Annotated in this window: 19 protein-coding genes; 9 read left to right on the top strand and 10 right to left on the bottom strand. The window is 71.9% G+C overall.

Going from position 1 to position 22,411, the window contains the following annotated elements; translation table 11 throughout:
• Positions 1–53: 53 nt before the first annotated feature.
• The 6 genes from E1266_RS09985 to E1266_RS09960 all read left to right on the top strand — a co-directional run bounded on the left by E1266_RS09985 (position 54) and on the right by E1266_RS09960 (position 10,849).
• A complete protein-coding gene (locus E1266_RS09985) occupies positions 54–2,054 on the top strand; it encodes a CRTAC1 family protein (protein ID WP_132046025.1) in 2,001 nt (666 codons plus the stop codon).
• Positions 2,051–3,037 (top strand): enediyne biosynthesis protein, encoded by a 987-nt coding sequence (locus E1266_RS09980; RefSeq protein ID WP_132046024.1) that lies wholly within the window; start codon positions 2,051–2,053, stop codon positions 3,035–3,037. Before E1266_RS09985 ends, E1266_RS09980 begins: the two co-directional genes overlap by 4 nt.
• Positions 3,034–8,829, top strand: a complete 5,796-nt coding sequence (locus E1266_RS09975; protein WP_132046023.1) for a type I polyketide synthase — start codon at positions 3,034–3,036, stop codon at positions 8,827–8,829. The genes E1266_RS09980 and E1266_RS09975 overlap by 4 nt, the downstream gene beginning before the upstream one ends.
• The gene (locus E1266_RS09970) at positions 8,823–9,284 is read left to right on the top strand and encodes an acyl-CoA thioesterase (RefSeq protein ID WP_243718339.1); all 462 of its coding nucleotides are present in this window, start codon (positions 8,823–8,825) and stop codon (positions 9,282–9,284) included. Before E1266_RS09975 ends, E1266_RS09970 begins: the two co-directional genes overlap by 7 nt.
• Positions 9,281–9,811 carry a flavin reductase family protein gene (locus E1266_RS09965; protein WP_243718338.1) on the top strand — a complete coding sequence of 177 codons (531 nt, stop codon included), beginning with the start codon at positions 9,281–9,283 and terminating at the stop codon, positions 9,809–9,811. Before E1266_RS09970 ends, E1266_RS09965 begins: the two co-directional genes overlap by 4 nt.
• Positions 9,812–9,898: 87 nt before the next feature.
• A complete protein-coding gene (locus E1266_RS09960) occupies positions 9,899–10,849 on the top strand; it encodes a hypothetical protein (RefSeq protein WP_132046022.1) in 951 nt (316 codons plus the stop codon).
• 120 nt (positions 10,850–10,969) lie between these two features.
• Here E1266_RS09960 and E1266_RS09955 read toward each other — a convergent pair whose 3' ends face one another.
• Together E1266_RS09955 and E1266_RS09950 are read right to left on the bottom strand one after the other, a co-directional pair.
• Complete coding sequence (locus tag E1266_RS09955; RefSeq protein ID WP_165966010.1) at positions 10,970–11,788, bottom strand: class I SAM-dependent methyltransferase; 819 nt, start codon at positions 11,786–11,788, stop codon at positions 10,970–10,972.
• Between the two features lie 64 nt (positions 11,789–11,852).
• A complete protein-coding gene (locus E1266_RS09950) occupies positions 11,853–13,154 on the bottom strand; it encodes an AarF/ABC1/UbiB kinase family protein (RefSeq protein ID WP_132046020.1) in 1,302 nt (433 codons plus the stop codon).
• 143 nt (positions 13,155–13,297) lie between these two features.
• Between E1266_RS09950 and E1266_RS09945 the strand changes: the two genes are divergently transcribed.
• Positions 13,298–14,332, top strand: a complete 1,035-nt coding sequence (locus tag E1266_RS09945; protein WP_132046019.1) for an alpha/beta hydrolase-fold protein — start codon at positions 13,298–13,300, stop codon at positions 14,330–14,332.
• Positions 14,333–14,426: 94 nt separating this feature from the next.
• Here E1266_RS09945 and E1266_RS09940 read toward each other — a convergent pair whose 3' ends face one another.
• The 3 genes from E1266_RS09940 to E1266_RS09930 form a co-directional block, all read right to left on the bottom strand.
• Positions 14,427–15,158, bottom strand: a complete 732-nt coding sequence (locus tag E1266_RS09940; protein ID WP_132046018.1) for a hypothetical protein — start codon at positions 15,156–15,158, stop codon at positions 14,427–14,429.
• A 57-nt stretch (positions 15,159–15,215) separates the two neighbouring features.
• Positions 15,216–15,869 carry a helix-turn-helix domain-containing protein gene (locus tag E1266_RS09935; RefSeq protein ID WP_207945524.1) on the bottom strand — a complete coding sequence of 218 codons (654 nt, stop codon included), beginning with the start codon at positions 15,867–15,869 and terminating at the stop codon, positions 15,216–15,218.
• 89 nt (positions 15,870–15,958) lie between these two features.
• A complete protein-coding gene (locus E1266_RS09930) occupies positions 15,959–17,185 on the bottom strand; it encodes an acyl-CoA dehydrogenase family protein (RefSeq protein ID WP_132046017.1) in 1,227 nt (408 codons plus the stop codon).
• A 273-nt stretch (positions 17,186–17,458) separates the two neighbouring features.
• Between E1266_RS09930 and E1266_RS09925 the strand changes: the two genes are divergently transcribed.
• A complete protein-coding gene (locus E1266_RS09925; protein WP_132046016.1) occupies positions 17,459–18,340 on the top strand; it encodes a maleylpyruvate isomerase family mycothiol-dependent enzyme in 882 nt (293 codons plus the stop codon).
• Between the two features lie 42 nt (positions 18,341–18,382).
• On the opposite strand, the gene E1266_RS09920 is transcribed toward E1266_RS09925, so the two are convergent.
• Both E1266_RS09920 and E1266_RS09915 read right to left on the bottom strand, forming a co-directional pair.
• Complete coding sequence (locus E1266_RS09920; RefSeq protein ID WP_132046015.1) at positions 18,383–18,616, bottom strand: hypothetical protein; 234 nt, start codon at positions 18,614–18,616, stop codon at positions 18,383–18,385.
• 238 nt (positions 18,617–18,854) lie between these two features.
• On the bottom strand, positions 18,855–19,460 hold the full coding sequence (locus E1266_RS09915; RefSeq protein ID WP_165966009.1) for a TMEM175 family protein: 606 nt from the start codon (positions 19,458–19,460) through the stop codon (positions 18,855–18,857).
• 119 nt (positions 19,461–19,579) lie between these two features.
• Between E1266_RS09915 and E1266_RS09910 the strand changes: the two genes are divergently transcribed.
• The gene (locus E1266_RS09910) at positions 19,580–20,872 is read left to right on the top strand and encodes a serine hydrolase domain-containing protein (protein ID WP_243718337.1); all 1,293 of its coding nucleotides are present in this window, start codon (positions 19,580–19,582) and stop codon (positions 20,870–20,872) included.
• Between the two features lie 16 nt (positions 20,873–20,888).
• Here E1266_RS09910 and E1266_RS09905 read toward each other — a convergent pair whose 3' ends face one another.
• The 3 genes from E1266_RS09905 to E1266_RS09895 are packed head-to-tail and all read right to left on the bottom strand — an operon-like array spanning position 20,889 to position 22,360.
• Positions 20,889–21,509 (bottom strand): dihydrofolate reductase family protein, encoded by a 621-nt coding sequence (locus E1266_RS09905; protein ID WP_132046013.1) that lies wholly within the window; start codon positions 21,507–21,509, stop codon positions 20,889–20,891.
• Positions 21,509–22,015 (bottom strand): SRPBCC family protein, encoded by a 507-nt coding sequence (locus tag E1266_RS09900; RefSeq protein ID WP_132046012.1) that lies wholly within the window; start codon positions 22,013–22,015, stop codon positions 21,509–21,511. Before E1266_RS09900 ends, E1266_RS09905 begins: the two co-directional genes overlap by 1 nt.
• A gap of 3 nt (positions 22,016–22,018) precedes the next feature.
• Positions 22,019–22,360 carry a metalloregulator ArsR/SmtB family transcription factor gene (locus E1266_RS09895; protein ID WP_132046011.1) on the bottom strand — a complete coding sequence of 114 codons (342 nt, stop codon included), beginning with the start codon at positions 22,358–22,360 and terminating at the stop codon, positions 22,019–22,021.
• Positions 22,361–22,411: the final 51 nt, after the last annotated feature.

Genomic DNA, 22,411 nt, shown 5'->3' with positions numbered 1-22,411 from the left:
AAGGAACGACGACTGACACCCGCGGATTCGCGCATGTGGAGAGGTAGTACGTGATGTCCCTGCTCAACGGGTGGGCTCGTCGGAACCGCGCCGGCCTGGTCGCCATCGTCTTCGTCCTCGTCATGTTCCACCTCTCCCGGCTGCCGCCGGAGTCCGCCGCGCGGACCAGGAGCATCGCCGACTCGTTCCGCTTCGCGGCGCTCTCGGTGGCGATGCCCGCCGGGTATCCGCAGCAGACCGTCCGGCGGGTCAACAAGGACTACAAGAACATCGAGGCGTGGATCTCCTCCGTCGGCGCGGGGGTCGCGATGAACGACCTCGACGGCGACGGCCTGGCCAACGACCTCTGCGTCTCCGACCCGCGCACGGACCGTGTCGCGGTCACCCCGGCGCCGAGCGCCGCGTCGGCGGGCCGCTACCAGCCGTTCATGCTCGACACGGCCGGCCTGCCGATGGACCGGATCATGGCGCCGATGGGCTGCGTCCCCGGGGACTTCAACGAGGACGGGCGCATCGATCTCGCGGTCTACTACTGGGGCCGCACCCCGATCCTGTTCCTGGCCCGCGAGGACGCTGCCGAGCTGTCCGCCGGCGCCTACCGCCCGGTCGAGCTCGTACCGCCGAGGGCCGGCGGCGGCTACCGGGGGCCGCGCTGGAACAGCAACGCCTTCGTGGTCGCCGACTTCGACGGAGACGGGCACGACGACATCTTCGTCGGCAACTACTTCCCGGACGGCCCGGTCCTGGACGACCGGGTCAGCGGCGGCGTGACCATGCAGGACTCCATGTCCCGCGCCTACAACGGAGGCGGCGACCACGTCCTGCGGTGGACGGGCGCCACGTCGGGCGCGGCCCCGGGCGTGCGCTACGCGGAGGCCGCCGACGCCTTCGGCGACGTCCCGTCCCGCGGCTGGCCGCTCGCGGCGGGAGCCACCGACCTGGACGGCGACCTCCGCCCGGAGCTCTACGTCGCCAACGACTTCGGCCCCGACCGGCTGCGCCACAACCGCTCGACCCCGGGGAAGATCCGGCTCATCGCGGTCAACGGGAAGCGCACCGCCATGACGCCGAAGTCCAAGGTGCTCGGCAGGGACTCCTTCAAGGGCATGGGCGTCGATTTCGGCGACCTGGACGGTGACGGCCGCTACGACATCTTCGTCAGCAACATCACCACCTCGTACGCCCTCCAGGAAAGCCAGTTCGCCTTCGTCGACACCACCCGGAACCAGGCCGACCTGCGCAGGCGGCTGCGGGCCGGTACGGCGCCGTTCGCCGACCGGAGCGTTCCGCTCGGGCTCGCCTGGAGCGGCTGGGGGTGGGACGCGAAGACGGCCGACTTCGACAACGACGGCGTCCTGGAGGTCGTCCAGACGACCGGCTTCGTCAAGGGCAAGGTCAACCGGTGGGCGCAGCTGCAGGAACTCGCGACCGCCAATGACGCGCTCGTCGCGTCGCCGTACTGGTGGCCCCACGTGCGGGAGGGCGACGACATCGCGGGCGACCAGGCGCCCGCGTTCTTCGCCCAGGGCGACGACGGCCGCTATTCCAACATCAGCGACGAGCTCGGCATGGCGATTCCCATTCCCACGCGCGGTGTCGCGACCGGGGACGCGGACGGCGACGGCAGGCTCGACCTCGCCATCGCCCGCCAGTGGGACGAACCGCTCTTCTACCGCAACGACGGCCCCGCGTCCGGCGCCTCCCTCGCCCTGAAGTTGATCCACCCGCCCGGCCCGGCGAAGAAGGCGGCGTCGGGGGCGGCGTCCGGGGCGGAGGGCGACGCGCTGCCGGCTCCCGGCTCGCCCGTCGTCGGTGCCCAGGTCACCGTGAAGGCCGGCGGGCGCACGCTGCGGGGCAGGGTCGACGGCGCCAGCGGGCACGGCGGGAAACGCAGCCACGAGGTCTTCATCGGCCTCGGCGACGAGCACGGCCCGGTCACGGCGCACCTGGCGTGGCGCGATCGCACAGGCCGGGTCCGCGAACAGGATCTCACGCTCGCCCCGGGGCAGCACGTGCTCCAGCTGGGCGCGCACGCCCAGGAGGTGACGTCATGACCAAGCCGGCTCGTGACCCCAGGATCATCGCTCTCCGGAACTTCGCCGCCTCGATCTCGGTCTTCAACGTCTTCGGATACCTCCTCCTCGGCTTCGAGCAGCCCCCGGCATGGCCGTTCATCGCGATGGCCACGGCCTACGCGCTCGAACTCCTGCTGGAGACGATCGGGGCGCGCGGCGAGCAGCGGGCTCCGCGGTTCCTGGGGAACGGTCTCCGCGGGCTCGTGGAGTTCCTCTACCCCGCGCACATCACGGCGCTCGCCGTGAACATGCTCGTCTACGTCAACGACCGCGTGTCCCTCATGATCTTCGGCGTCGTGGTGGCGATCTCCGGGAAGTGGCTGCTGCGCGCGCCCGTCCGGGGGCGCATGCGGCACTTCATGAACCCGTCCAACTTCGGGATCGTCGCCATCCTGCTGGTCGCCCCGTGGGCGAGCGTCGCGCCGCCCTACCAGTTCACCGAGCACGTCGCGAACCCGGTCGACTGGATCATCCCGATCGGCATCATCGTGCTCGGCACGATGCTGAACGGCATGCTCACCAAGCGGATGTGGCTGATCGGCGCATGGGTGGCCGTCTTCGCCCTCCAGGCGGTCGTGCGCGGCGTGCTCTTCGACACCTCGATACCGGCGGCGCTGGGCACGATGACCGGGGTGGCGTTCGTGCTCTTCACGAACTACATGCTCCCCGATCCGGGCACGACCCCGCTCCGCCCGCTCTCGCAGGTCGCCTTCGGCGGCGGGGCGGCCGCCTTCTACGGGCTCGTCACCGGATTCCACATGGTGTACGGCCTCTTCTTCGCCACGGTCCTGGTGTGCCTGACCCGCGGCGCCTTCCTGTGGGCCCTCCACATCGCAGCCCGCGCGAGGGACGAGCGCGCGGCGGAGGAGGAGCGGCGGGCGGCGGCCGTGCTGTCCGGCGCCGCCGAGCCCGCGGTCCCCGTTCCCTCGCCGAACGAACGGGAAGCCGAGGTCCGGGCATGACCAGGCTGGCGATCGTGGGGATGGGGTGCCGGTACCCGGACGCCGCATCGCCGCGGGAACTCTGGGAGAACGTCCTCGCCGGGCGGCGCGCCTTCCGCGGGCTGCCCGGGGAGCGGATGCGCCTCGACGACTACTGGTCGGACGACCCCGCGGCCCCGGACCGGTTCTACGCCCGGACGGCCGCGGTCATCGAGGGGTACGAGTTCGACCGGATCGGGTTCCAGATCGCCGGCAGCACGTACCGGTCGACGGACCTCACCCACTGGCTGGCGCTGGACGTCGCCGCCCAGGCGCTCGCCGACGCGGGGTTCCCGCGCGCGGAGGGCGTGCCGCGGGAACGTACGGCGGTCGTCGTGGGGAACACGCTCACGGGCGAGTTCAGCCGGGCCGGGATGATGCGGCTCCGCTGGCCGTACGTCCGCCGCACCCTGGCCGCCGCGCTCAAGGGGGAGGGCTGGGACGACGCGCGGCTGGTCCCGTTCCTCGACTCCTACGAACGGGCGTACAAGAGCCCCTTCGCGCCGGTGGACGAGGACACTCTCGCAGGCGGGCTGTCGAACACCATCGCCGGCCGCATCTGCAACTACTTCGACCTCAAGGGCGGCGGCTACACCGTCGACGGCGCGTGCTCCTCGTCGCTGCTGTCCGTCGCCACGGCGGCCCGGAGCCTCGTGGACGGGGAGGTGGACGTCGCCATCGCGGGGGGAGTCGACCTGTCCATCGACCCCTTCGAGATGATCGGCTTCGCCAAGACGGGGGCGCTCGCGAGGAACGAGATGCGGGTGTACGACCGCGGCTCGAACGGCTTCTGGCCGGGTGAGGGCTGCGGCATGGTCGTCCTGATGCGCGAGGCCGACGCCCGCGCGGCGGGACGGCGGATCTACGCCGCGATCGCCGGGTGGGGGATCTCCTCGGACGGGAAGGGCGGCATCACCCGGCCGGAGATCGGCGGCTACCGGCTGGCGATCCGGCGGGCCTACGAGCGGGCGGGATTCGGCGTCGACACGGTCGCGATGTTCGAAGGGCACGGCACCGGCACGCCGGTCGGGGACGCGATCGAGCTCCGGGCGCTGTCCATGGCCCGCCGCGCCGCCGATCCGGCGGCGCGGCCCGCGGCGATCGGCTCGATCAAGGGCATGATCGGCCATACCAAGGCGGCGGCGGGCGTGGCGGGCCTGATCAAGGCGGCGCTGTCCGTCCACCACCGGGTCGTGCCGCCCTCGACGGGATGCGTCGACCCGCACGAGGAGCTGACCGGCGAGCGGCCCGCGCTGCGCGTGCTCCGCAAGGCCGAGCCGTGGCCGTCCGGACTGCCGGTCAGGGCCGGCGTGACCGCGATGGGCTTCGGCGGCATCAACACCCACCTGGTGCTGGACGGCGGAGCCCCGGCGCGGTCCGCCGCCCTCGATCCGCCGACCCGGGCCGCGGCGTCGTCCGTCCAGGACGCCGAGCTCCTGCTGCTGGACGCGGACGGCCCGGCGGAACTGCGGGACCGGCTCGGCCGGCTGCTTCGACGCGTCCCCCGCCTGGCGTACGCCGAGCTCGCCGACCTGGCCGCGGTGCTCCAGCGCGAGCTGCGGGAGCGTCCGTACCGGGCGGCGCTCGTGGTCTCCTCGCCGGCGGACGCCGAGCGGAAGCTCGCCCGCGCCGTCGGCGCGCTCGACGAGGGCCGCCTCGACCTGGTCGACCCCGCTTCCCCGGTCTTCCTCGGCCACGTCACCCGGCCGGCGCGGATCGGCTTCCTCTTCCCCGGGCAGGGGTCGGGTAAGGGCACGACCGGCGGCGCGCTCGGACGGCGGTTCGCCGAGGCCGCGGAGGTGTACGCGCGCGCGGCGCTGCCGTCCGGCGGGGATCTCGTCGCCACCTCGGTGGCCCAGCCGCGCATCGTGACCGGGTCCGCCGCGGCCCTCCGGGTGCTGGCGCGGCTCGGGGTGCGCGCGAGCGTCGCCGTCGGGCACAGCCTCGGCGAGATCTCCGCCCTGCACTGGGCGGGCGTCATGGACGAGGACACCCTGCTGCGCGTGGCGGTCCGCCGCGGCGCCGCGATGGAGCGGCACGGCCGGACGGGCGCCATGGCGGGCATCGCGGCGGGGGCGGCGGCGGTCGAGCGGCTGATCGGCGCGGAACCGGTCGTGATCGCCGGCTACAACGGCTCCCGGCAGACAGTGATCGCCGGTCCGGCCGAGGCGGTGGAGCGCGCCGGCCGGGCCGCGGCCGCGGAGGGCCTGGTCTGGGCCAGGCTGAAGGTGTCGCACGCCTTCCATTCGCCGCTGGTGGCCCCGGCCGCCGACGCCTTCGGGGAGTTCCTCTCCGGTGAGCGGTTCGGCCCGCTGACCGGGCGGGTCGTCTCCACGGTTACCGGCGCGGAGCTTTCGGCGGACGCCGACGTGCCCGAGCTCCTTCGCAGGCAGATCACCCACCCGGTGCAGTACGGGCCCGCGATCCTTGCGGCGGCCGACCACGCCGACCTCTTCGTGGAGGTCGGGCCCGGCCGGGTGCTCACCGCGATGACGAGCGACATCACGGATGTACCGGCCATCGCCGCCGACACCGACGACGAGTCGCTGGCCGGTTTCCTGGGCGCGCTGGGGGCCGCTTACGCCATGGGCGCGGAGATGGACCATGGCGCCCTCTTCGCGGGCCGCTTCGTACGTCCGCTGGACCTGGACGCCGAGCACGCGTTCTTCGCCAGCCCATGTGAGGCCGTGCCCGGGGAAGCGGTGCCCTCCTTCCGAGAGGAGCCCGCCGAAGAAGCACGGGAACCGGTGGAAGCCGAGGCCGGTTCCGAAGCGGACGACAGCGTGGATGTTCTGCGGCGCCTCCTCGCCGAGCGGGCCGAGCTGCCGGTGGGGACCGTGGACGAGGACAGCCGTCCCCTCGACGACCTGCACATGAGCTCCATAACGGTCAGCCAGGTGATGAACGACGCCGCACGCAGACTGGGCCTGCCCACCGCCCAGGCGGCGGTCAATTTCGCCACGGCGTCGGTGCGGGAACTGGCCGACACCCTCGACACTCTCGCCGGTACAGCGCACGCGTCGGACGGACGGCACGACCCCATCCATGGGGTGGCGCCGTGGGTGCGGCCGTTCACCGTCGGGCTGGTGGAGGAGAACGTCCCCGCACCCGAGGGCGGCGAGGGCAACGGGCGGTGGGACCTTTACGCACCCGACGACCATCCGATCGCCGAGCCGCTGCGGTACGCCCTGCAGAACGGCGGCGTAGGCTCCGGGGTGCTCATCTGCCTGCCGTCCGGCTGCGCGGTGCCGGACCTGGAGGCGGCGCTCGTCGCCGCCCAGGACGCCGTGGTCGGATCTCCGGGAGACCGCCTGGTCCTCGTCCAGCAGGGGCCCGGCGCGGCTGGGCTGGTGAAGACCGCCCACCTGGAGGCGCGGCGGATCCGGACCACGATCGTCGACACCGCGCCGACGCCGGCGGCGGTCGAGCGCGTCCTGGCCGAGGTCGCCGGGACTACCGGGTTCACCGAGGCCCACTACTCCGAGGACGGGACGCGGCGGGTTCCGGTCCTCCGCCCGCTGGCCGTCCGCGCCGAGGCCGGCGCGCCGCCGCTCGGCCCCGGCGACGTCCTGCTGGTGACCGGCGGCGGCAAGGGCATCACCGCCGAGTGCGCGCTCGCCCTCGCCGCCGGCACGGGCGCGCGGATCGCCGTCCTCGGCCGGTCCGACCCGGAGCGCGACGCCGAACTCGGCGGGAACCTGGCGCGGATGCGCGCGACCGGAGCCTCGGTCCGGTACGTGCGGGCGGACGTCGCCGACCCGCGCGCGGTGCGTGCGGCGGTGAGCGAGATACGCGGGTCGCTGGGGCCGGTCACCGCGGTGCTGCACGGCGCGGGCCGCAACGAGCCCGCCGCGCTGCGCAACCTGGAGATGCCCGACCTGCTCGCGACCTTCGCGCCCAAGGTGGGCGGCCTCCGGGCGGTGCTGGACGCGGTCGAGCCCGCGGAGCTCCGGCTGCTGGTCACCTTCGGGAGCATCATCGGCCGGGCCGGACTGCCCGGCCAGGCGGACTACGCCGCCGCCAACGACTGGCTCGCCGCCCTCACCCGGGACGTGCCGCGCACGCACCCCGGCTGCCGCGCGCTGTGCCTTGAGTGGTCGGTGTGGAGCGGGGTCGGCATGGGCGAGCGGCTCGCCGTGGTGGAGTCGCTGGCGCGCGACGGCGTCAGCCCGATCACGACGGGCCAGGGAATCGACGTGCTGCGGCGGCTGCTGGCCGACCCGGACGTCCCGCCCGTCGTCGCGGTGACCGGCCGCACCGGGCGCCTGGACACCCTGCGCCACGAGTCCGCCGACCTGCCGCTGCTCCGCTTCGTCGACCGGGCCCTGGTGCACTACCCGGGGGTGGAGCTGGTCGCGGAGGCCGACCTCACGCCCGGCAACGATCCCTACCTGGAAGACCACAGCCTCGACGGCAACCTCCTCTTCCCGGCCGTGCTCGGCCTGGAGGCGATGGTCCAGGCCGCGGCCGCCTGCGGAGGGGACGAGGGTGCGCCCGTCATCGAGCGGGCCGAGTTCGCCCGTCCGATCGTGGTGCCCCCGGACGGCGCGACGACGATCAGAGTCGCGGCTTTGGCGACCGGCGGGGAGACGGTGGACGTCGTCATCCGCAGCAGCGAGACCGACTACGGGGCCGACCACTTCCGGGCCACGGTGCGCTTCGCCGCACCACCGGCCGCGGTCGGCGCGGAAGAGCCCGTCTCACTCGACGGGGAACTGCCGCCGGTACCGCTCGACCCAGGACGCGACCTCTACGGCGACGTCCTGTTCCAGGGCAAGCGGTTCCAGCGCCTCCGGCGCTACCGGCGGGTCGAGGCGCACCGCGCCGAGGCCGGCGTGGCCACCAGCGACGCCTCCGGCTGGTTCGGCATGTTCCTCCCCGGCGACCTGCGGCTCGGCGACCCCGGTATGCGCGATGCCGTCATGCACGGGATCCAGGTCTGCGTGCCCGACGCGACCCTGCTGCCCGTCGGGATCGAGCGGCTCCGGCCGTACGTGACCGCCGGGGAACCGGCTGACGGGGAGCTGGCGTTCACCGCCACCGAGCGGAGCCGCGCGGACGACACCTACGTCTACGACGTCACCGTCCGCGCCCCGGACGGAACCGTCGTGGAGCAGTGGGAGGCGTTGCGGCTGCGCGCCGTGCGGCGCGGGGACGGCCGCGGGCCGTGGCCCCCGGCGCTGCTGGGCCCGCTGCTGCAACGAGGTCTCGCCGATGCGCTCGGGACGGGGCTCGCCGTCGCGGTCGAACCGGACGCGGGGGAGACCCGCCGGCGGAGCACGGCCGTCGCGGTGGGCCGGGTCCTCGGCCGCCGCGCCGACGTGCTCTACCGGCCGGACGGGCGGCCGGAGGTGCCCGGCGCCCCGGCGGTGTCCGCGGCGCACGGAGCCGGGCTGACGCTGGCGGTCGCCGGCGAGGAGCCCCTGGGCTGCGACCTGGAGCCCGTGGTCTCCCGGAGCGGCCGCGAATGGCAGGACCTGCTCGGCTGGCACTACGGGGTCGCCGGTCTGCTCGCCGGCGAGGACGCCGGCAGGCGCGGTGGCGGGCACGGCGGCGACGCGGACCTCGCCGCGACCCGGGTCTGGTGCGCGATCGAATGCCTGCAGAAGGCCGGCGTCGCGCTGCCCGACGCGCCGCTGACGCTGCTGCCGCCGCGCGCGGACGGGTGGAGCGTGCTGGCGGCGGGCGACATCCGGGTCGCCACGTTCGCGACCACAGTGCGCGATGTGGCCGAACCGCTCGTCTTCGCCGTTTCGACGAAAAGGAAGTGCTGACAACCGTGGAGCACTACTACGAACACCGGCACGTGGTCGGATTCGAAGAGACGAACCTCGTTGGAAACGTCTATTACGTCAATTACCTGCGCTGGCAGGGGCGGTGCAGAGAGATGTTCCTCAAGGAGCGCGCACCGGCGGTGCTCGATGAACTGCGGGCGGATTTGAAGCTGTTCACGGTGAGCGTCGACTGCGAGTTCTTCGCCGAACTGACCGCCTTCGACGAACTCGCCATCAGGATGAGCCTCGCCGAGCTCACCCAGACGCAGATCGAGTTCGTCTTCGACTATGTGCGGATCGAGCGGAACGGGGAGGTGCCCGTCGCCAGGGGCCGGCAGCGCGTGGCCTGCATGCGCGGCGAGAACGGCCGGACCCGCCCCGCCCGCATCCCGCGGCCGCTCGCACTGGCCCTGGCGCCGTACACCGCGGCCGCGCGCGCGACGGTGCTTCCGTGACCGGCCGGGCCGCGCCGGTCGTCGCACCGGCAGTGGCGGGCGACTCCAGGCTGTTCCGCACGGTGCTGGGCGCCTTCGCCACCGGCGTCACCGTCGTCACGGTGGGCGGCGCCCGCCCGCACGGGATGACCGCCAACGCGTTCGCCTCGGTCTCCCTCGACCCCCCGCTCGTCCTCGTCTGCATCGACCGGAAGGCCGTCATGCACGAGGTGATGGCGGCCGCCGAGTACTTCGCGGTGTCCGTCCTCGCGGCCTCGCAGGAGGGCGTCGCCCGGCACTTCGCCGACGACTGGCGCCCGCGGGGACGGGCCCAGTTCGAAGCGGTCGACTGGTCGCCCGGCGAGGTCAGCGGCGCGCCGCTGATCCGGGGCGCCGCCGCCTGGCTGGAGTGCGCGCTGTGGCGCAGCTACGACGGGGGCGACCACACGATCGTCCTCGGCCGGTCGCTGGCCATGGGCCGCCGCGCGGACGAGGACGCCCTGCTGTTCCACGGCGGCCGCTTCCGGCGGTTCGCCGAGGAGCCGTGAACACCGCAATTTATCAGTAATTCGACACGCTAATTTCGTTACAATTCATCCGAACCGTCGGACGGGACGTCCTCCCTGGAGGCTCGCATGGTCAAAGGCGAATCTGGCACGCGAACGCGGCAGCCTGTTGTCGCGCCGCAACAATTCCCGGCCCGCCGGGGCCGCATCATCGCCCTCAGCGTACTGGCCGGATTCCTGCTCACCGTCGTCTGGTCCGCGGAATTCGTGGACCGGACCATCGGCGACAACGTGGCCAACACGATGCTCGGTCACGACGCGAAGGAGACCCCGATCTCCGGCATTCTCGCCGGGATCGCGTTCGCGTTCGCCTCCGGCCTCGGCGGTACGTTCACCGCGTGCAACATCGCGGCCTTCGGCGCTGTCGCGCCCATGCTGGGCGAGCGGCCGTCGGTGCGCAGCCGGCTGCTGGCGACGCTGCGCCCGCTGGGCTGGCTGTCGGCCGGCATGATCACCGTGTCCGCCGCCTACGGCTTCATCGTCGGGCTCTTCGGGACGCACATGCCGCAGTTCTCGACGGCGCCGTCCGGCACCGGCCTGTCCCCGCGGAGCATCCAGTCGATGATCGTGTTCGGTGTCATCGGCCTGGTCCTCATCTATCTCGGCCTCGCCGCGCTGGGCGTCGTGAAGGACCCCATGGCGCGGATCTCGGAACGCTTCCCGCACGCGCGGATGGTCCTGATGGGCGTGCTGATCGGGGGCTTCCTCATCGGCCGCCCGTTCGCGATGTTCCGGCAGCTCTTCCGGGACGCCGCCGAGAGCCACAACCCGCTGTACGGAGCCCTCGCCTTCACGCTCCAGTCCGTGGGCAACATCCTGATCCTGGCGGTCATCTTCATGGCCCTCGCCCTGCTGGCGGGCAGCCGGATCCAGCGCTGGTTCGCCGCCAAGCCGGCCCGGGCCGCCGTCATCACGGGTGCGGCCTTCCTCGTGGCGGGCGTCTTCACGTTCCTCTACTGGGACGTCCGCCTCCTGGCACGCCGAGAGCTGATCTGGTACCCCGTCGCCCCCTGGGCATGAGATCGCAGCCGAACTCGCCGGAGCCGCCGGGCGACGAACCGGGGCCGGGCCGTCCGTGTAGGACGACCCGGCCCCTTCGTCCGGTCACGCCGGACGCGCGGCGCGCACCCTCGCCGCCGGTCAGGCCCTGACCGCCACCAGCTCCAGGTACTCGGCGCGGGCCACCAGGGTTCCGTCCGTGGCGCGGTTGACCCGCTCGTACTCGGCGACCGCCGCCTCGGTCAGCTGCCGCAGGGCCTCCGGAGGCAGGGACCTGGTCGCGAAATGCCAGGGCGCGAGATGCCCGGCCATCAGCTCGACCTGGTCCGTCGCCGACCGCGCGCACATCTCGTGCACCCGGACGGTGGCGCTGAGCGAGGCCACCCGGTCGCCGAAGAGCTCCCGGCAGTGCTGCTCGCCGCCCCACGCCACCGGCGGCGCGGGCCGCGGCGCGGGCTTCGCGGGCTTCGGCATGACCGACGCCATGACCCGCTGGAGCCGCGCCACGATGCCGTCCGGCGTCCAGTTCGCCATGGCGATCCGCCCGCCGGGACGGCAGACCCGCAGCAGTTCGCCGGCCGCGCGCCGCTGGTCCGGCGCGTACATGGCCCCGAAGCTCGACATCACCACGTCGAACGCGCCGTCCTCGAACGGCAGCTCCTGCGCGTCCGCGACCTCGACCTCCAGGCTGAGGCCCTCCACCGCCGCCCGGCGCGACGCGGTCTCCAGCGCGCTCGCCGCGATGTCGGTGGCCGTCACCCGCGCGCCGCGCCTGGCCGCGGCGAGGGCGCTGTTCCCCGTGCCGGCGGCGACGTCCAGGACGCGGTGCCCGCTGTGCACGTCCGCGGCCCGGGCCAGCAGCTCGCTCACCAGGAGGTCCTGCACCGCGATGGGGTGGTAGTCGACCGCCGTCCACATCTGGCGCGTGCGCTCGGCCATGGTCTGCGTTGGCGTTGCCATCCTGACTCCTTCTGAAATCGGATAAATTTCCGACTTTCCAGTTAAGGGTCGCGTTATCGAAAACCTATGGCAAGGCAATGCTCCGCTGCTCATCCGGCGGCTCGGCGAGCAGGCTCTCCATGACGTACGGTGCCGCCTCGATCTGGAAGTCCATCGTCGGATGGTGCTCCTTCACCAGCCCTTCCAGACTGAGCAGGCAGAGCATGGGGAAAATGAACTCCGGTTCGGCGAAGAGCCCGCAGCGGCGCTGAATGTCGAACAGCTCCACGCAGAAGACCGACAGGTTGAAATCGCGGACCCGCGCCCCCGTGTTCCGCTTGACGAGGTCGGCGACCGCGGTGCGGAATTCGTCGATGGCCGCGGACGACGTCGCCCCCCGCACGGTCGCGTGCAGGATGTCGGCGCAGCCCTCGCCGTCTCCCTCGATCATGCCGCCGAAGAACCCGGTGAAGCTCCGGGCCGCCTCGGCGCCCAGCGTGTAGGTGAAGCCGGCGTCGAGGAGCACGACCGTCCCGTCGGGCCGGAAGTACGTGTTCCCCTGGTGCAGGTCGACGTGCACGAAGCCGCCGGAGAACAGCAGGTGGTACACGGCCCGGACGAGGACCGCGACCTCCTCCTCGCGGACCCGCGCCGGCAGCCGCCCGATCGAGGCGTGCGCCAGCCCGTCGACGAACTCCATGGCGATCACGCCGTCGCCGCAGAGTTCCGGGACGACCGCGGGAACCCGCACCTCGGGCATCTCCGCAAGCAGCTCCTTCATCCGCCGCAGGCTGCCCGCCTCGGCGGCGAAGTCGAGCTGCCCGACCAGGCACCGCCCGATCTGCTCGGTGATCTCGGCGACCGGCACCCTGCGGAGGGCGGGGACCCTGGTCACGGCCCTGGCCAGCACGCCCATGATGGCGAGGTCCGCGCCGATGGCCTCCTCGACGCCGGGGCGGCGGACCTTGAGCGCGACGGTGCGGCCGGTCAGCCGCACCCGGTAGACCGACGCGACCGAACCGCTGGCCACCGGCGGGTGGGCCAGCGCGTCCGCGATCTCGCCGGGCAGCGGGCCGAGGGCGCGGCGCACGGTGCCGGCCGCCTCCGCGGCCGTCATCGGGGCCACCTCGTCGTGGAGCCGGTTGAGCCCGCCCGCCACGGTCGGGCCCACCAGGTCCACCCGGGTCGCCATGATCTGGCCCGCCTTGATGAACGCGCCGCCCAGCCGTTCGATCAGCCGGACCAGCTCGGCCGTCAGCCGCCGGGCGCGCACGGGCCGCCGCGCCGTGAGCACGATGACGGCCATCCGCCCGCCGGCCAGCAGGCACAGTCCGCAGATCCGCGCCAGCCGGCGACCGATCCGGAGGTAAGTCAACCGGCCGTTCATACCAATTCCTCTCCCTGGCGGATTTCAATGACAGCACGGGCCTGCAGTCAAACACCGCCAATGGCCATTCATCAATGTTGCGGTTATGTTTGACCGGCATGCCGAGCGCCCGCCGGGCACGCATACGGCCCAGGAGGATGGAAATGCTTCCGTGGTCAGCCGGAATGTCCGGCCGTCTCGATGAGCACGTATTCGAGAGCGAGCTGCTTCGCGGCAATCCGCTGGACGACCCATGGCGGCGCCCGCTGTGGGTGTACGTTCCGCCGTCCTACGAGGAAATGCCGGACCGCCGCTACCCGGCCGTCTACATGCTCCACGGATACCTGGGGCACGTGGAGATGTGGCGCAACCGCGCGCCGTTCCGCAAGACGTTCGTCGAGGCGGTGGACGAGCTCTTCGCCTCCGGCGCCGCACCGCCGGCGATCGTCGTGTACGTCGACGCCTGGACCGCCTACGGAGGAAGCCAGTACCTGGACTCGCCGGGCACCGGCCGCTACCACTCCTACCTGTGCGACGAGATCGTGCCGTGGGTCGACCGGCACTACCGGACACTGGCCCACCGCGACCACCGCGGCATAGCCGGGAAGTCGAGCGGCGGCTACGGGGCGATGATCACCCCGATGCTGCGCCCCGACCTCTTCGGCGGGCTCGCCACCCACGCCGGGGACGCCCTCTTCGACTACACGTGCGTGGCGAAGTTCCTCCGCTGCATCCGCTTCCTGCGGCCCTACGACGGGGACATCCAGCGCTGGTGGAAGGAGTTCCGGCAGCGCGGCGTCCCCGCGGCGCCCGCGGACCGCTCCCTGCTCATCCTGTACGGCGTGTCCGCCTGCTTCTCGGCGCGGCAGGACGGTACGCCCGAGATTCCCTTCGACCCGCTGAGCGGCATGCTGATCCCGGAGGTCTGGCAGCGCTGGCTGGACCTGGATCCCGTCCGGATGGTCCCCGGGTACGCCGGCGAGCTGCGGTCGATGCGGGGCATCTGGGTGGACGGCGGAGCGGCCGACGAGCACTACCTCGACCTCGGCGCGCAGGCGTTCGACCGGGCCCTCACCAGGGCGGGCGTCCGGGAGGAGACCGTCCACTACGAGCTCTTCCCGGGCGGCCACGGCGACCTGGACCGGCGCCACCTCATGTCACTGGACTGGCTCGCCCGCCGCCTCGCACCGGACCGGTGAGCGGACCGTCCCGCGGCGTGCCCGGCCGGGTGGCGCGAGCCGCTCGATTGCGAGACTTCCGAGGTTGAACGGGTCGCCGTGACCCGCCGCGCGCTCAGCCGGCCCGACCGTCCAGCGCCGCCTCGATGGTCTCGCCGAGCTCGGCCGGCCCGGTCTCGAAGGCCGCCGCGGGGACGTCCGCCGGCTCGGTGGTGCGCCGCAGCTCCGTACAGTGCCCGGTCTGCGGACGGGACACCTGGATGCGCCGGGGCAGCCGGCCGGCGTCCGGGTCGCCCAGCTCCAGGACCTCCCACCGCCGGACGGGCGTGCCCAGCCGCTCGACGGCCCGCGCCACGACCATGCGGGTGGACCGGTCGGTCGCCTCGGTGACGGTCAGCCCCGGGGTGCAGGACGGCCCGGGGTAGCTGCGGGCCGAGGCGCCGTCCCAGCGGCTCCACGAGATGTCGGCCGGGGCTCCTTCCCGGCCGGGTCCGAGGCCCGGGTAGCGCCAGGCCATGAGGTCCAGGTAGCCGATGTCGGTCAGCGGCAGGCACCCGAGGACATGGCGCTCCACCAGCTGGATCGGCGTCTTCATGGTGGGCACGTAGGTCACGACGCGGCAGCTGCCCGCCGCCGCGTCCTCGGTGATCCACACGTGGGTGCCGGCGAGGGTCGCCGGATGTGAGACGAGCAGCACTGTGACGGCCGTGTGCCCGCCGAACCGGCGGCCGATGAGGTAGCGCATGCTCCGCTGCCCGATCGTGGCCTCCACGGAGAACGCGTAGGACTCGCGCGTGCCGACGCCGAGGTTCGGCGGGTCCGGCTCGCGAACGTACGCCTCAGTCACCGGTACCTCCCTTGTACGCGTCGTGCGCGACCTGTGCGCGCATGGTGAGCGGCTCCGCTAGGCCATCAGGCCGAGCAGGCGCGAGCAGCGGATGATCGCGTCCTCGGCGCCGTCCAGGACGAGGCGGTTGGTCAGCGTGGCCTCCAGCGGGTTCAGCAGCCCGGCGCCGATCTTGACGAAGGTGACCGAATCCGTGGTGAGGACGAGCGCGGGCTCGGTGGTCGCCTTCCCGTGGACGACCGCCGCCCGGCCGTCGAGCACCTGCACGTGGAAGACCTCGTCGCCGATCCGGAACTCGTACTGCTCGTCCGGTCCCGCCATGTCCCGCTGGATCATCGCCTCGATGGCGAGCGCCGCCCACCGGGGGCGGACGATGTCGCCGGGGAGGGGCTCGTCCAGCGTGCCGAGGCCCCAGCGGGCCAGGGCGAGCACCGTCTCCCGCAGGCCCTCGCCCTGCTCGGTCAGCTCGTAGACCCGGAGTTTCGACCCCGCGCGGGGCCGCTGGCGGACGAGCCCGCACGAGGTGAGGAACTTCAGCCGGTCGGCCAGCAGGTTCGTGCCGATGCCCGGCAGGTTGGCGAGCAGCTCGTTGTAGCGGCACGGCCCGGCCAGCAGCTCCCGGACGATCAGCAGCGTCCAGCGCTCGCCGACGATGTCGAGCCCGGCGGCCAGGCCGCAGTACTGGCCGTAGTTCCGGCGATGCTGCTTCACGACCGTGACCTCCGGTGGACTCGCCTGCCGACCATGCTCCACCACGGACCTCCCGGCCGCACCGCGTACCGGGGCCCGAACCGGCCGGCTCACGTGTAGAAGGACGGCTGAGGCAGTTCGCCGAGCAGCGTGTACCGTCCGACCTCACGCGCCTTGTAGGCCACCGGGTCATGCAGGCTGTGCGTCCTCAGGTTCCGCCAGAACCGGTCGAACCCGTACGCCGCGGACGTCGACCTGGCGCCCATCACCTCGAAGATGCGGGTGCACACGTCGAGCCCGTCCCGGATGATCCGCTGCTTGGCCGCGGAGACCCGGACCGCCGTCTCGCCCCGCATCTCCATCGTGACGGCCTCCCGCGGACCGTGCAGCAGGCCGGAGAGCCGCTCGTCGACCCGCTCGATCAGCGCCTCGGCCGCCCACAACTTGGAGCGGAATTCCCCGTACGCCTCCAGGATGTACCACTCGTCGGTCGCCGCGTCCTTGTCGTCGCCGCCGTACGGCCAGGGCCGCGTCTTTGTGCGGGTGTATTCGGCGGCCGACTCCATGGCGCCTTCCGCGATCCCGAGATACAGGTTCGTCATGACGAGCTGGAGCGTGAGAAGTGAGAGCGAGCCGTACACCATGGGCGTGCTCTTCTTCTCGGCGTCGCCGATGGCGTCGTTCCACGGCACGATCAGGTCCGTGGCGGTGATGCTGCCCGATTCCGTCAGGCGCTGGCCCATGTTGTCCCAGTCGTGGTTGTAGACCAGGCCCGGCGACTTCGAGTCCACGATGACGAAGAGCCTGCTGCCGTCCTCCAGCGCGCAGGTCAGGCAGGTCAGGTCCGACACCAGGCTGCCCGATGCGAACGACTTGCCGCCGTTGAGCCGGAGAGCGTCCCCTTCGTCGGTCGCGACGATGTCCTTGTCCCTGGGATTAATGGCGCCGCCGTAGAAATAGCGGTTGCGCGTATAACGCTCTTCGTCGCGGGCGATCTGCTCCTCTGTGCCGAAGAAACGCGTAGCCCAGGACCACAGATAGTGGTACCCCAGCAACTGGCCCACCGAGCCGTCCGCCTTGGAAACCTCCCGGCACACCCGAAGCGCCGTCGTCCAGGTCTCCCCGCCGCCGCCGTGCTCCGCTGGCCCGAGCAGCGTCACGAGCCCGCTGTCCTTCAGCAGCTCGACCTCCCGGTAGGGAGCCTTTCCGTCCCGGTCCCGCTGCGCGGCGTCGCCGGCGAGTATCCCGGCCACCCGGCGCGCGCGATCAATCCACTCGCCGGGCGTCGTGGGATCGCCGCCCAGTTCCCCGGTCTGCCGCTCGGTGGTCGTGGTCATGATCCGCGTCCTTCTCAAAAGCGGGCCGGCGTTTCCGCTGACCCTTTGCAAGGAAATGAGATATCGCGCAGCCTAGAACGCGCCCATAAATGCCGTCAAGAAAGCTCAGGCCCGTGCATTTCTGAAAAGGTCATTGCTGAACACTTGCCCCTGACCCGCCGGCACGGCTAGTTTCATCGCACACGGGCACCCGCGGTATGCGCGGTGACCCCGCCGTCCGCGCACGCGCGCCGCCGGCGGCGCGACGGGAGGACGCCCATGTGTCCTGCGGCGATGGAACGGCAGTCCGCCGACTGGCCGCCGGTGATCACCGATGAGGAATGGACAAGAGTTCGTACGGCCCTGGAAGCCGCCACCGACCGATTCGCGATCCTGGTCAGGTCAGTGCCGGACCCGAACGTGAAAGCGACGCCGGAATGGTCCGTCACCGACGTCGCAGCACACGTCGCCAATATCGCCGGGCTCTACGTCTCGATAACGTCCACCGACCCTGAGCGCGCTCCGGAGACGGCACCGCCCGGCTGCATGGCCGACACCACGCTGGACACCGTGGCGGAAATGAACGCGGCCGATCTACGGGAACTCACCGAACGAGACCCCGTGAAACTCGCCGACCTGCTGCGCGAGAGAGTGGGCGCCTTGCTCCGGGCGACCGCCGAGACCGCACCGGATGCGCCGCTGCCGTGGCTGGGAGGCTCCCGCGTACCGGTCGCCGGGCTGCTCGCCCATCTGCTCAACGAGATCCTCATCCACGGACGCGACATCGCACGTGCCGCGCGGCAGCCATGGCCGATCCCGCCGGAGGACGCGGCATGGTTCCTGGAGCTGTTCTTCGTCGGAGTCACCTCCTACGGTCCCGGTCACATCCTGGAAATCCCGGAGACCGGTGAACCGGTGCGGACCGGCCGGCTGGTGGCTGAGTTCCGCTCCCGCTTCACCACACCGGTGACCGTCGTCGTCCACGACGGCCGGGTCTCGGTCGAACGCCCCGGCCGCAAATCCGACGTACGCGTCTCGTTCGACCCGGCGACGCTCAACCTGATGCTGTTCCACCGCGTCGGCAAGCCGCGGGCGGTGCTCACCGGCAAGGTCCGGATCGTCGGCCGGCGCCCCTGGCGGCTGCGCCACTTCTTCCGCACCATCCGCATCCCGTGACGATCCCCGAATTCCCTGAACGGGCGTTACGGCCGTTGCGGGTCAAGGGGAAAGCGGGACCTCCATGATGTACTGGCTCTGCCCGCTGACGTGCGAGAAATTGAAGATCACTTCCGCCGGCGGCCGGCCGGGCTCGGTGAGCAGGCACACGGCACCGGGGTACGTGGTCATCCGGCCGGCCGGAATCTCGAACGGCCTTGTGCGCGGTGGAGCGCATCCGCGGGCGTCGTGCACCTGCGGGTGTCGGAGGATGCTTGCGCCGTTGCCGTCGCGCATGTCCACGTATCCCAGGCGGACTCGTCCTTTCCCGGGGCCTCTTCGGTACTTCCACCGAATCCGGTAGCCGGGACGCCCGTTGGGCGCCTCATTCCGCTTCTGCTCCCTCGCAATGGGGGCCTGGCCGGACGGGCGAGCGCGTCCGGGCCGTCGACCGTGCGAGGGTATTCGATCTTGCCGGACCGCGCGGGCGACCCCGCGAATCCGGTCGCGGCCGCGGGCGGGCCGCTCGGCCGGTTCAGGCTCGGTGGCGGTGCCAGGCCTTCTCGATGGTGGGGGAGAGGAAGAGCAGGAGCATCGTCCAGTAGTTCAGAAGCGGGAAGGCCACCGCGAGGAGGAGGGCGACGGCGAGGAGCGCGGCGGCGGTGACCGAACCGGGGAGGGATTCGGGCGGCGGCGGCGCCGTCTCCGACGCCAGTTCGGGATCGGCCCGGACGACGAGTTCCAGCCCGGTCTGGAACAGCACGGCGAGCAGGATCGTGGCGATGTAGAAGCCGGCCGTGAATCGGTCGCCGCCGTAGACGCCGACCATCTCCGTCGGGAACGGCAGCACGATAATGGTGAGCAGCCACCCGACATTGCACATGATCAGCGGCCGGGAGTAGGCCCGCACGTGCCGGAAGAAGTTGTGGTGCACCAGCCACAGCCGGCAGATCACCGCGAAGCTCAGCAGGAACCCGAAGATCTCCGGCTGGTGCTCGGTGACGACCTCGGTGGCGCTCAGCCCGCTTTGCGCCGCCTGGGGCACGACGTCCACCAGCGGCAGCACGAGCAGCGTGATGGCGATCGCGACGACGGCGTCGGTGAAGAAGACGAGCCGGTCGGGATCTCTGGGAATGGCCACCGTGACAACTCTGGCAGCCGGCACCGCCACGACCGGTAAAGGACTTGGAAACGCTCCGGAAGGTGCGGCGCAGATTCTCGGGCCGCTGCCCTGTCGTCCAGGCCGTCTACGTTGGGGCGATGGAAATGGGGATCGATGAGATCGAGGAGTGGCTGCGAGAGCGGCTGCCGGGATTGGCGGAGCGGCACGGGGTGCCGGGCGCGGCGGTCGCCGTCGATGCCGGAGGGCGGCTGGTCGAGGCGGCGACCGGGCTGCTGAGCACGGCGACCGGGGTGGAGGCCACGGCCGACTCGGTGTTCCAGATCGGGTCTATCACCAAGACGCTGACCGCGACGCTGGTGATGGGACTCGTCGCGGAGGGACTGGTGGAGCTCGACGCCCCGGTGGCGAGGTACCTCCCCGGGTTCCGGGAGGCGACCGTCCGGCAGCTGCTGTGCCACACGTCCGGGATCGAGGGGGACGTCTTCACCGACACGGGCAAGGGGGACGACTGCCTGGAGCGGTATGTGGAGCTGCTGGCCGACGTGCCGCAGCTCTTCGAGCCGGGGGAGATGTTCTCCTACAGCAACGCGGGCTACTGCGTGCTCGGGCGGATCGTCGAAGTCATGCGGGGAGAGCCGTTCGACCGGTGCATGCGGGAGCACCTGTTCACGCCGCTGGGCATGACGCACGCGGCGAGCGACCCGTACGAGGCGATCCTGCATCGCGCGGCGGTGGGGCACCTCGGCGGACGGCCCGTCCCGGTCTGGGCGATGGTGCGCTCGAACGCGCCCGCCGGGTCGATGCTCGCCATGACCCCGCGCGACCTGCTGGCCTTCGCCCGGGCGCATCTCACCGACGAGGGGCTGCGGGCCATGCGGGAGCCGCAGGTCGCCCTGCCGGACATCGACTGGGGGACGGCCTGGGGCCTGGGCTGGACGCTTCACGACCTCCCGGGCGGCCCGGTCTTCGGCCATGACGGCAACACCGTCGGGCAGTCGGCCGTCCTGCGGGTCGACCCCGCCCGCGACGTGTGCGTGGCGGTCTTCACCAACGGCGGCGACCGCAAGCCGCTGATGCAGGAGATCCTGGGCAGGGTCGTCGGATCGCCCGCCGAGCCCGTCCCGGATCCCGCGGTGCGCCCGGACGCCGGGCGCTGCGCGGGCGTGTACGTGTCGAGCACCAGCGAGACCACGGTGAGCGCCGACGAGCAGGGCCGGCTGTGGCTTGAGCACGTCCCCCTCGGCGTCGCGGTGGAGCTCGGCGACGAGCCGTACCGTACGGAGCTGCTCGGCTGGCGGGGGGACTCCCTGCTGCCCGCGGAGCCCGGACACAAGCCGGTCGCGTTCCTGGGCGACGACGGCGAGGGCCGTGCGCGCTACCTGCACACGGGCAGGGCGGACGTTCGGGCGGCCGGACGGACCGGAGCCTGAACGCCCGCCGTGCGCCCTACCGCTCCCGGACGGCGTAATCCAGGTGCGTCACCCGCGGGGACGACTCCGCCCGGACCTGCTCCAGCGCGATCCGGCCCGCGTCCACGCCCTCGAACAGGCGCACCCCGGAGCCGAACAGCACGGGCGACAGCGCGATCGAGAACTCGTCGATCAGGCCGGCGTTCACGTACTCCAGGATCGTCGCGCCGCCCCCAGCGACACGGACGTCGCGGTCACCGGCGGCCTCGCGGGCCAGGTCGAGCGCGTGCCCGATGCCGTCGTTGACGAAGTGGAACGTGGTCCCGCCCGGCCGCTCCCACGGGTCGCGCTTCTCGTGCGTCACGACGAAGACGGGCGTGTGGAACGGCGCCTCCTCGGGCCATGCCTGCTCCCCGGCGTCGAACATGCGCTTGCCCATGACGCTCGCGCCGGTGCGCTCGAACGTCTCCCGCAGGATGTCGTTGTCGCGCCCTTCCTCGCCGCCCTCGCCGAGCTTCAGGTTCTCCCGGAAGAACCGCTGCGGGAAGACCCACCGCTGCAGTTCCACCCACTGCTTCCCCATCAGCTCCTCGGGGGACTCGGGGGCGATGAACCCGTCCAGCGACATCGACACGCTGAAGAACACCTTCCCGGCCATCAGCCCTCGCCTCCCTTCCGAACGGTCTCGGCGACGTAGCCGGCCAGGTTGTCCAGGGTCTGCCGGCCGCCCTCGACCGCGTGGTACTTCTCGACCGCCTCGTCGCGCTGCTCCTTGGTGGGGAACACCGTGCGCATCCGGAGCCGGGTCGCCGCGCCTTCGGGCTCGAACGTGAGGACCGACTCGAAGGCGTTCGGGTCATCAGGGGACTCGCCGTGCAGCAGGGCGATCCGCTCCGGCGGGGCGATCTCGGTCCAGGAGATCCACTCGGCGTAGTCCGTGCCGTCCGGTCCGTGCATCACGAAGTCCCACTCGCCGCCGACGCGGAACTCGAACGACCGCGTGGTGGTGCTGAACCCCTCCGGGCCCCACCACTGCGACAGGTGCCTGACCTCGGTGAACGCCTCGAACACCAAGTCCGGTGGGGCGTCGATGACCCTGGAGATGACGATCTCGCGGTCGGCCGTCGCGGACCGCGCCGGCGCACCCCGTCCCGTTGCGCTCATCAGCTATTCCTCCTGCCTTGTCTGCTTCAGGTCCTGCACGTACGCGTCCAGCCGGTCGAAGCTCTCGTTCCAGAACCGCTCGAACCCGCCGGTCCACTCGTGGACCGGCCGCAGCCCGCGGGCGTCGAGGCCGTACAGGCGCTGCTTGCCCGCCCTGCGGTCCCGCACCAGCCCGACCTCCCGGAGCACCCGCAGGTGTTTGGACGCCCCCGGCTGGGTCATTCCCAGCTCCCGGGCCAACTCGGTCACCGGCCGCTCACCCGATCGCAGCAGCATCAGGATGTCCCGGCGCTGCGGCTCGGCGATCGCGTTGAAGACGTCCGACGTCGTCGCTGCTCGTGCCATGCCGCCATCATATTCCTATATCGGCATGTGTTCAACGCGGAGGCGCCGGAC

The sequence above is a fragment of the Actinomadura sp. 7K534 genome, assembly GCF_004348575.1.
Lineage (GTDB): Bacteria > Actinomycetota > Actinomycetes > Streptosporangiales > Streptosporangiaceae > Spirillospora > Spirillospora livida.
Note: the sequence above shows the minus strand (reverse complement) of the source record. Positions and strands in the feature narration are given on the sequence as shown.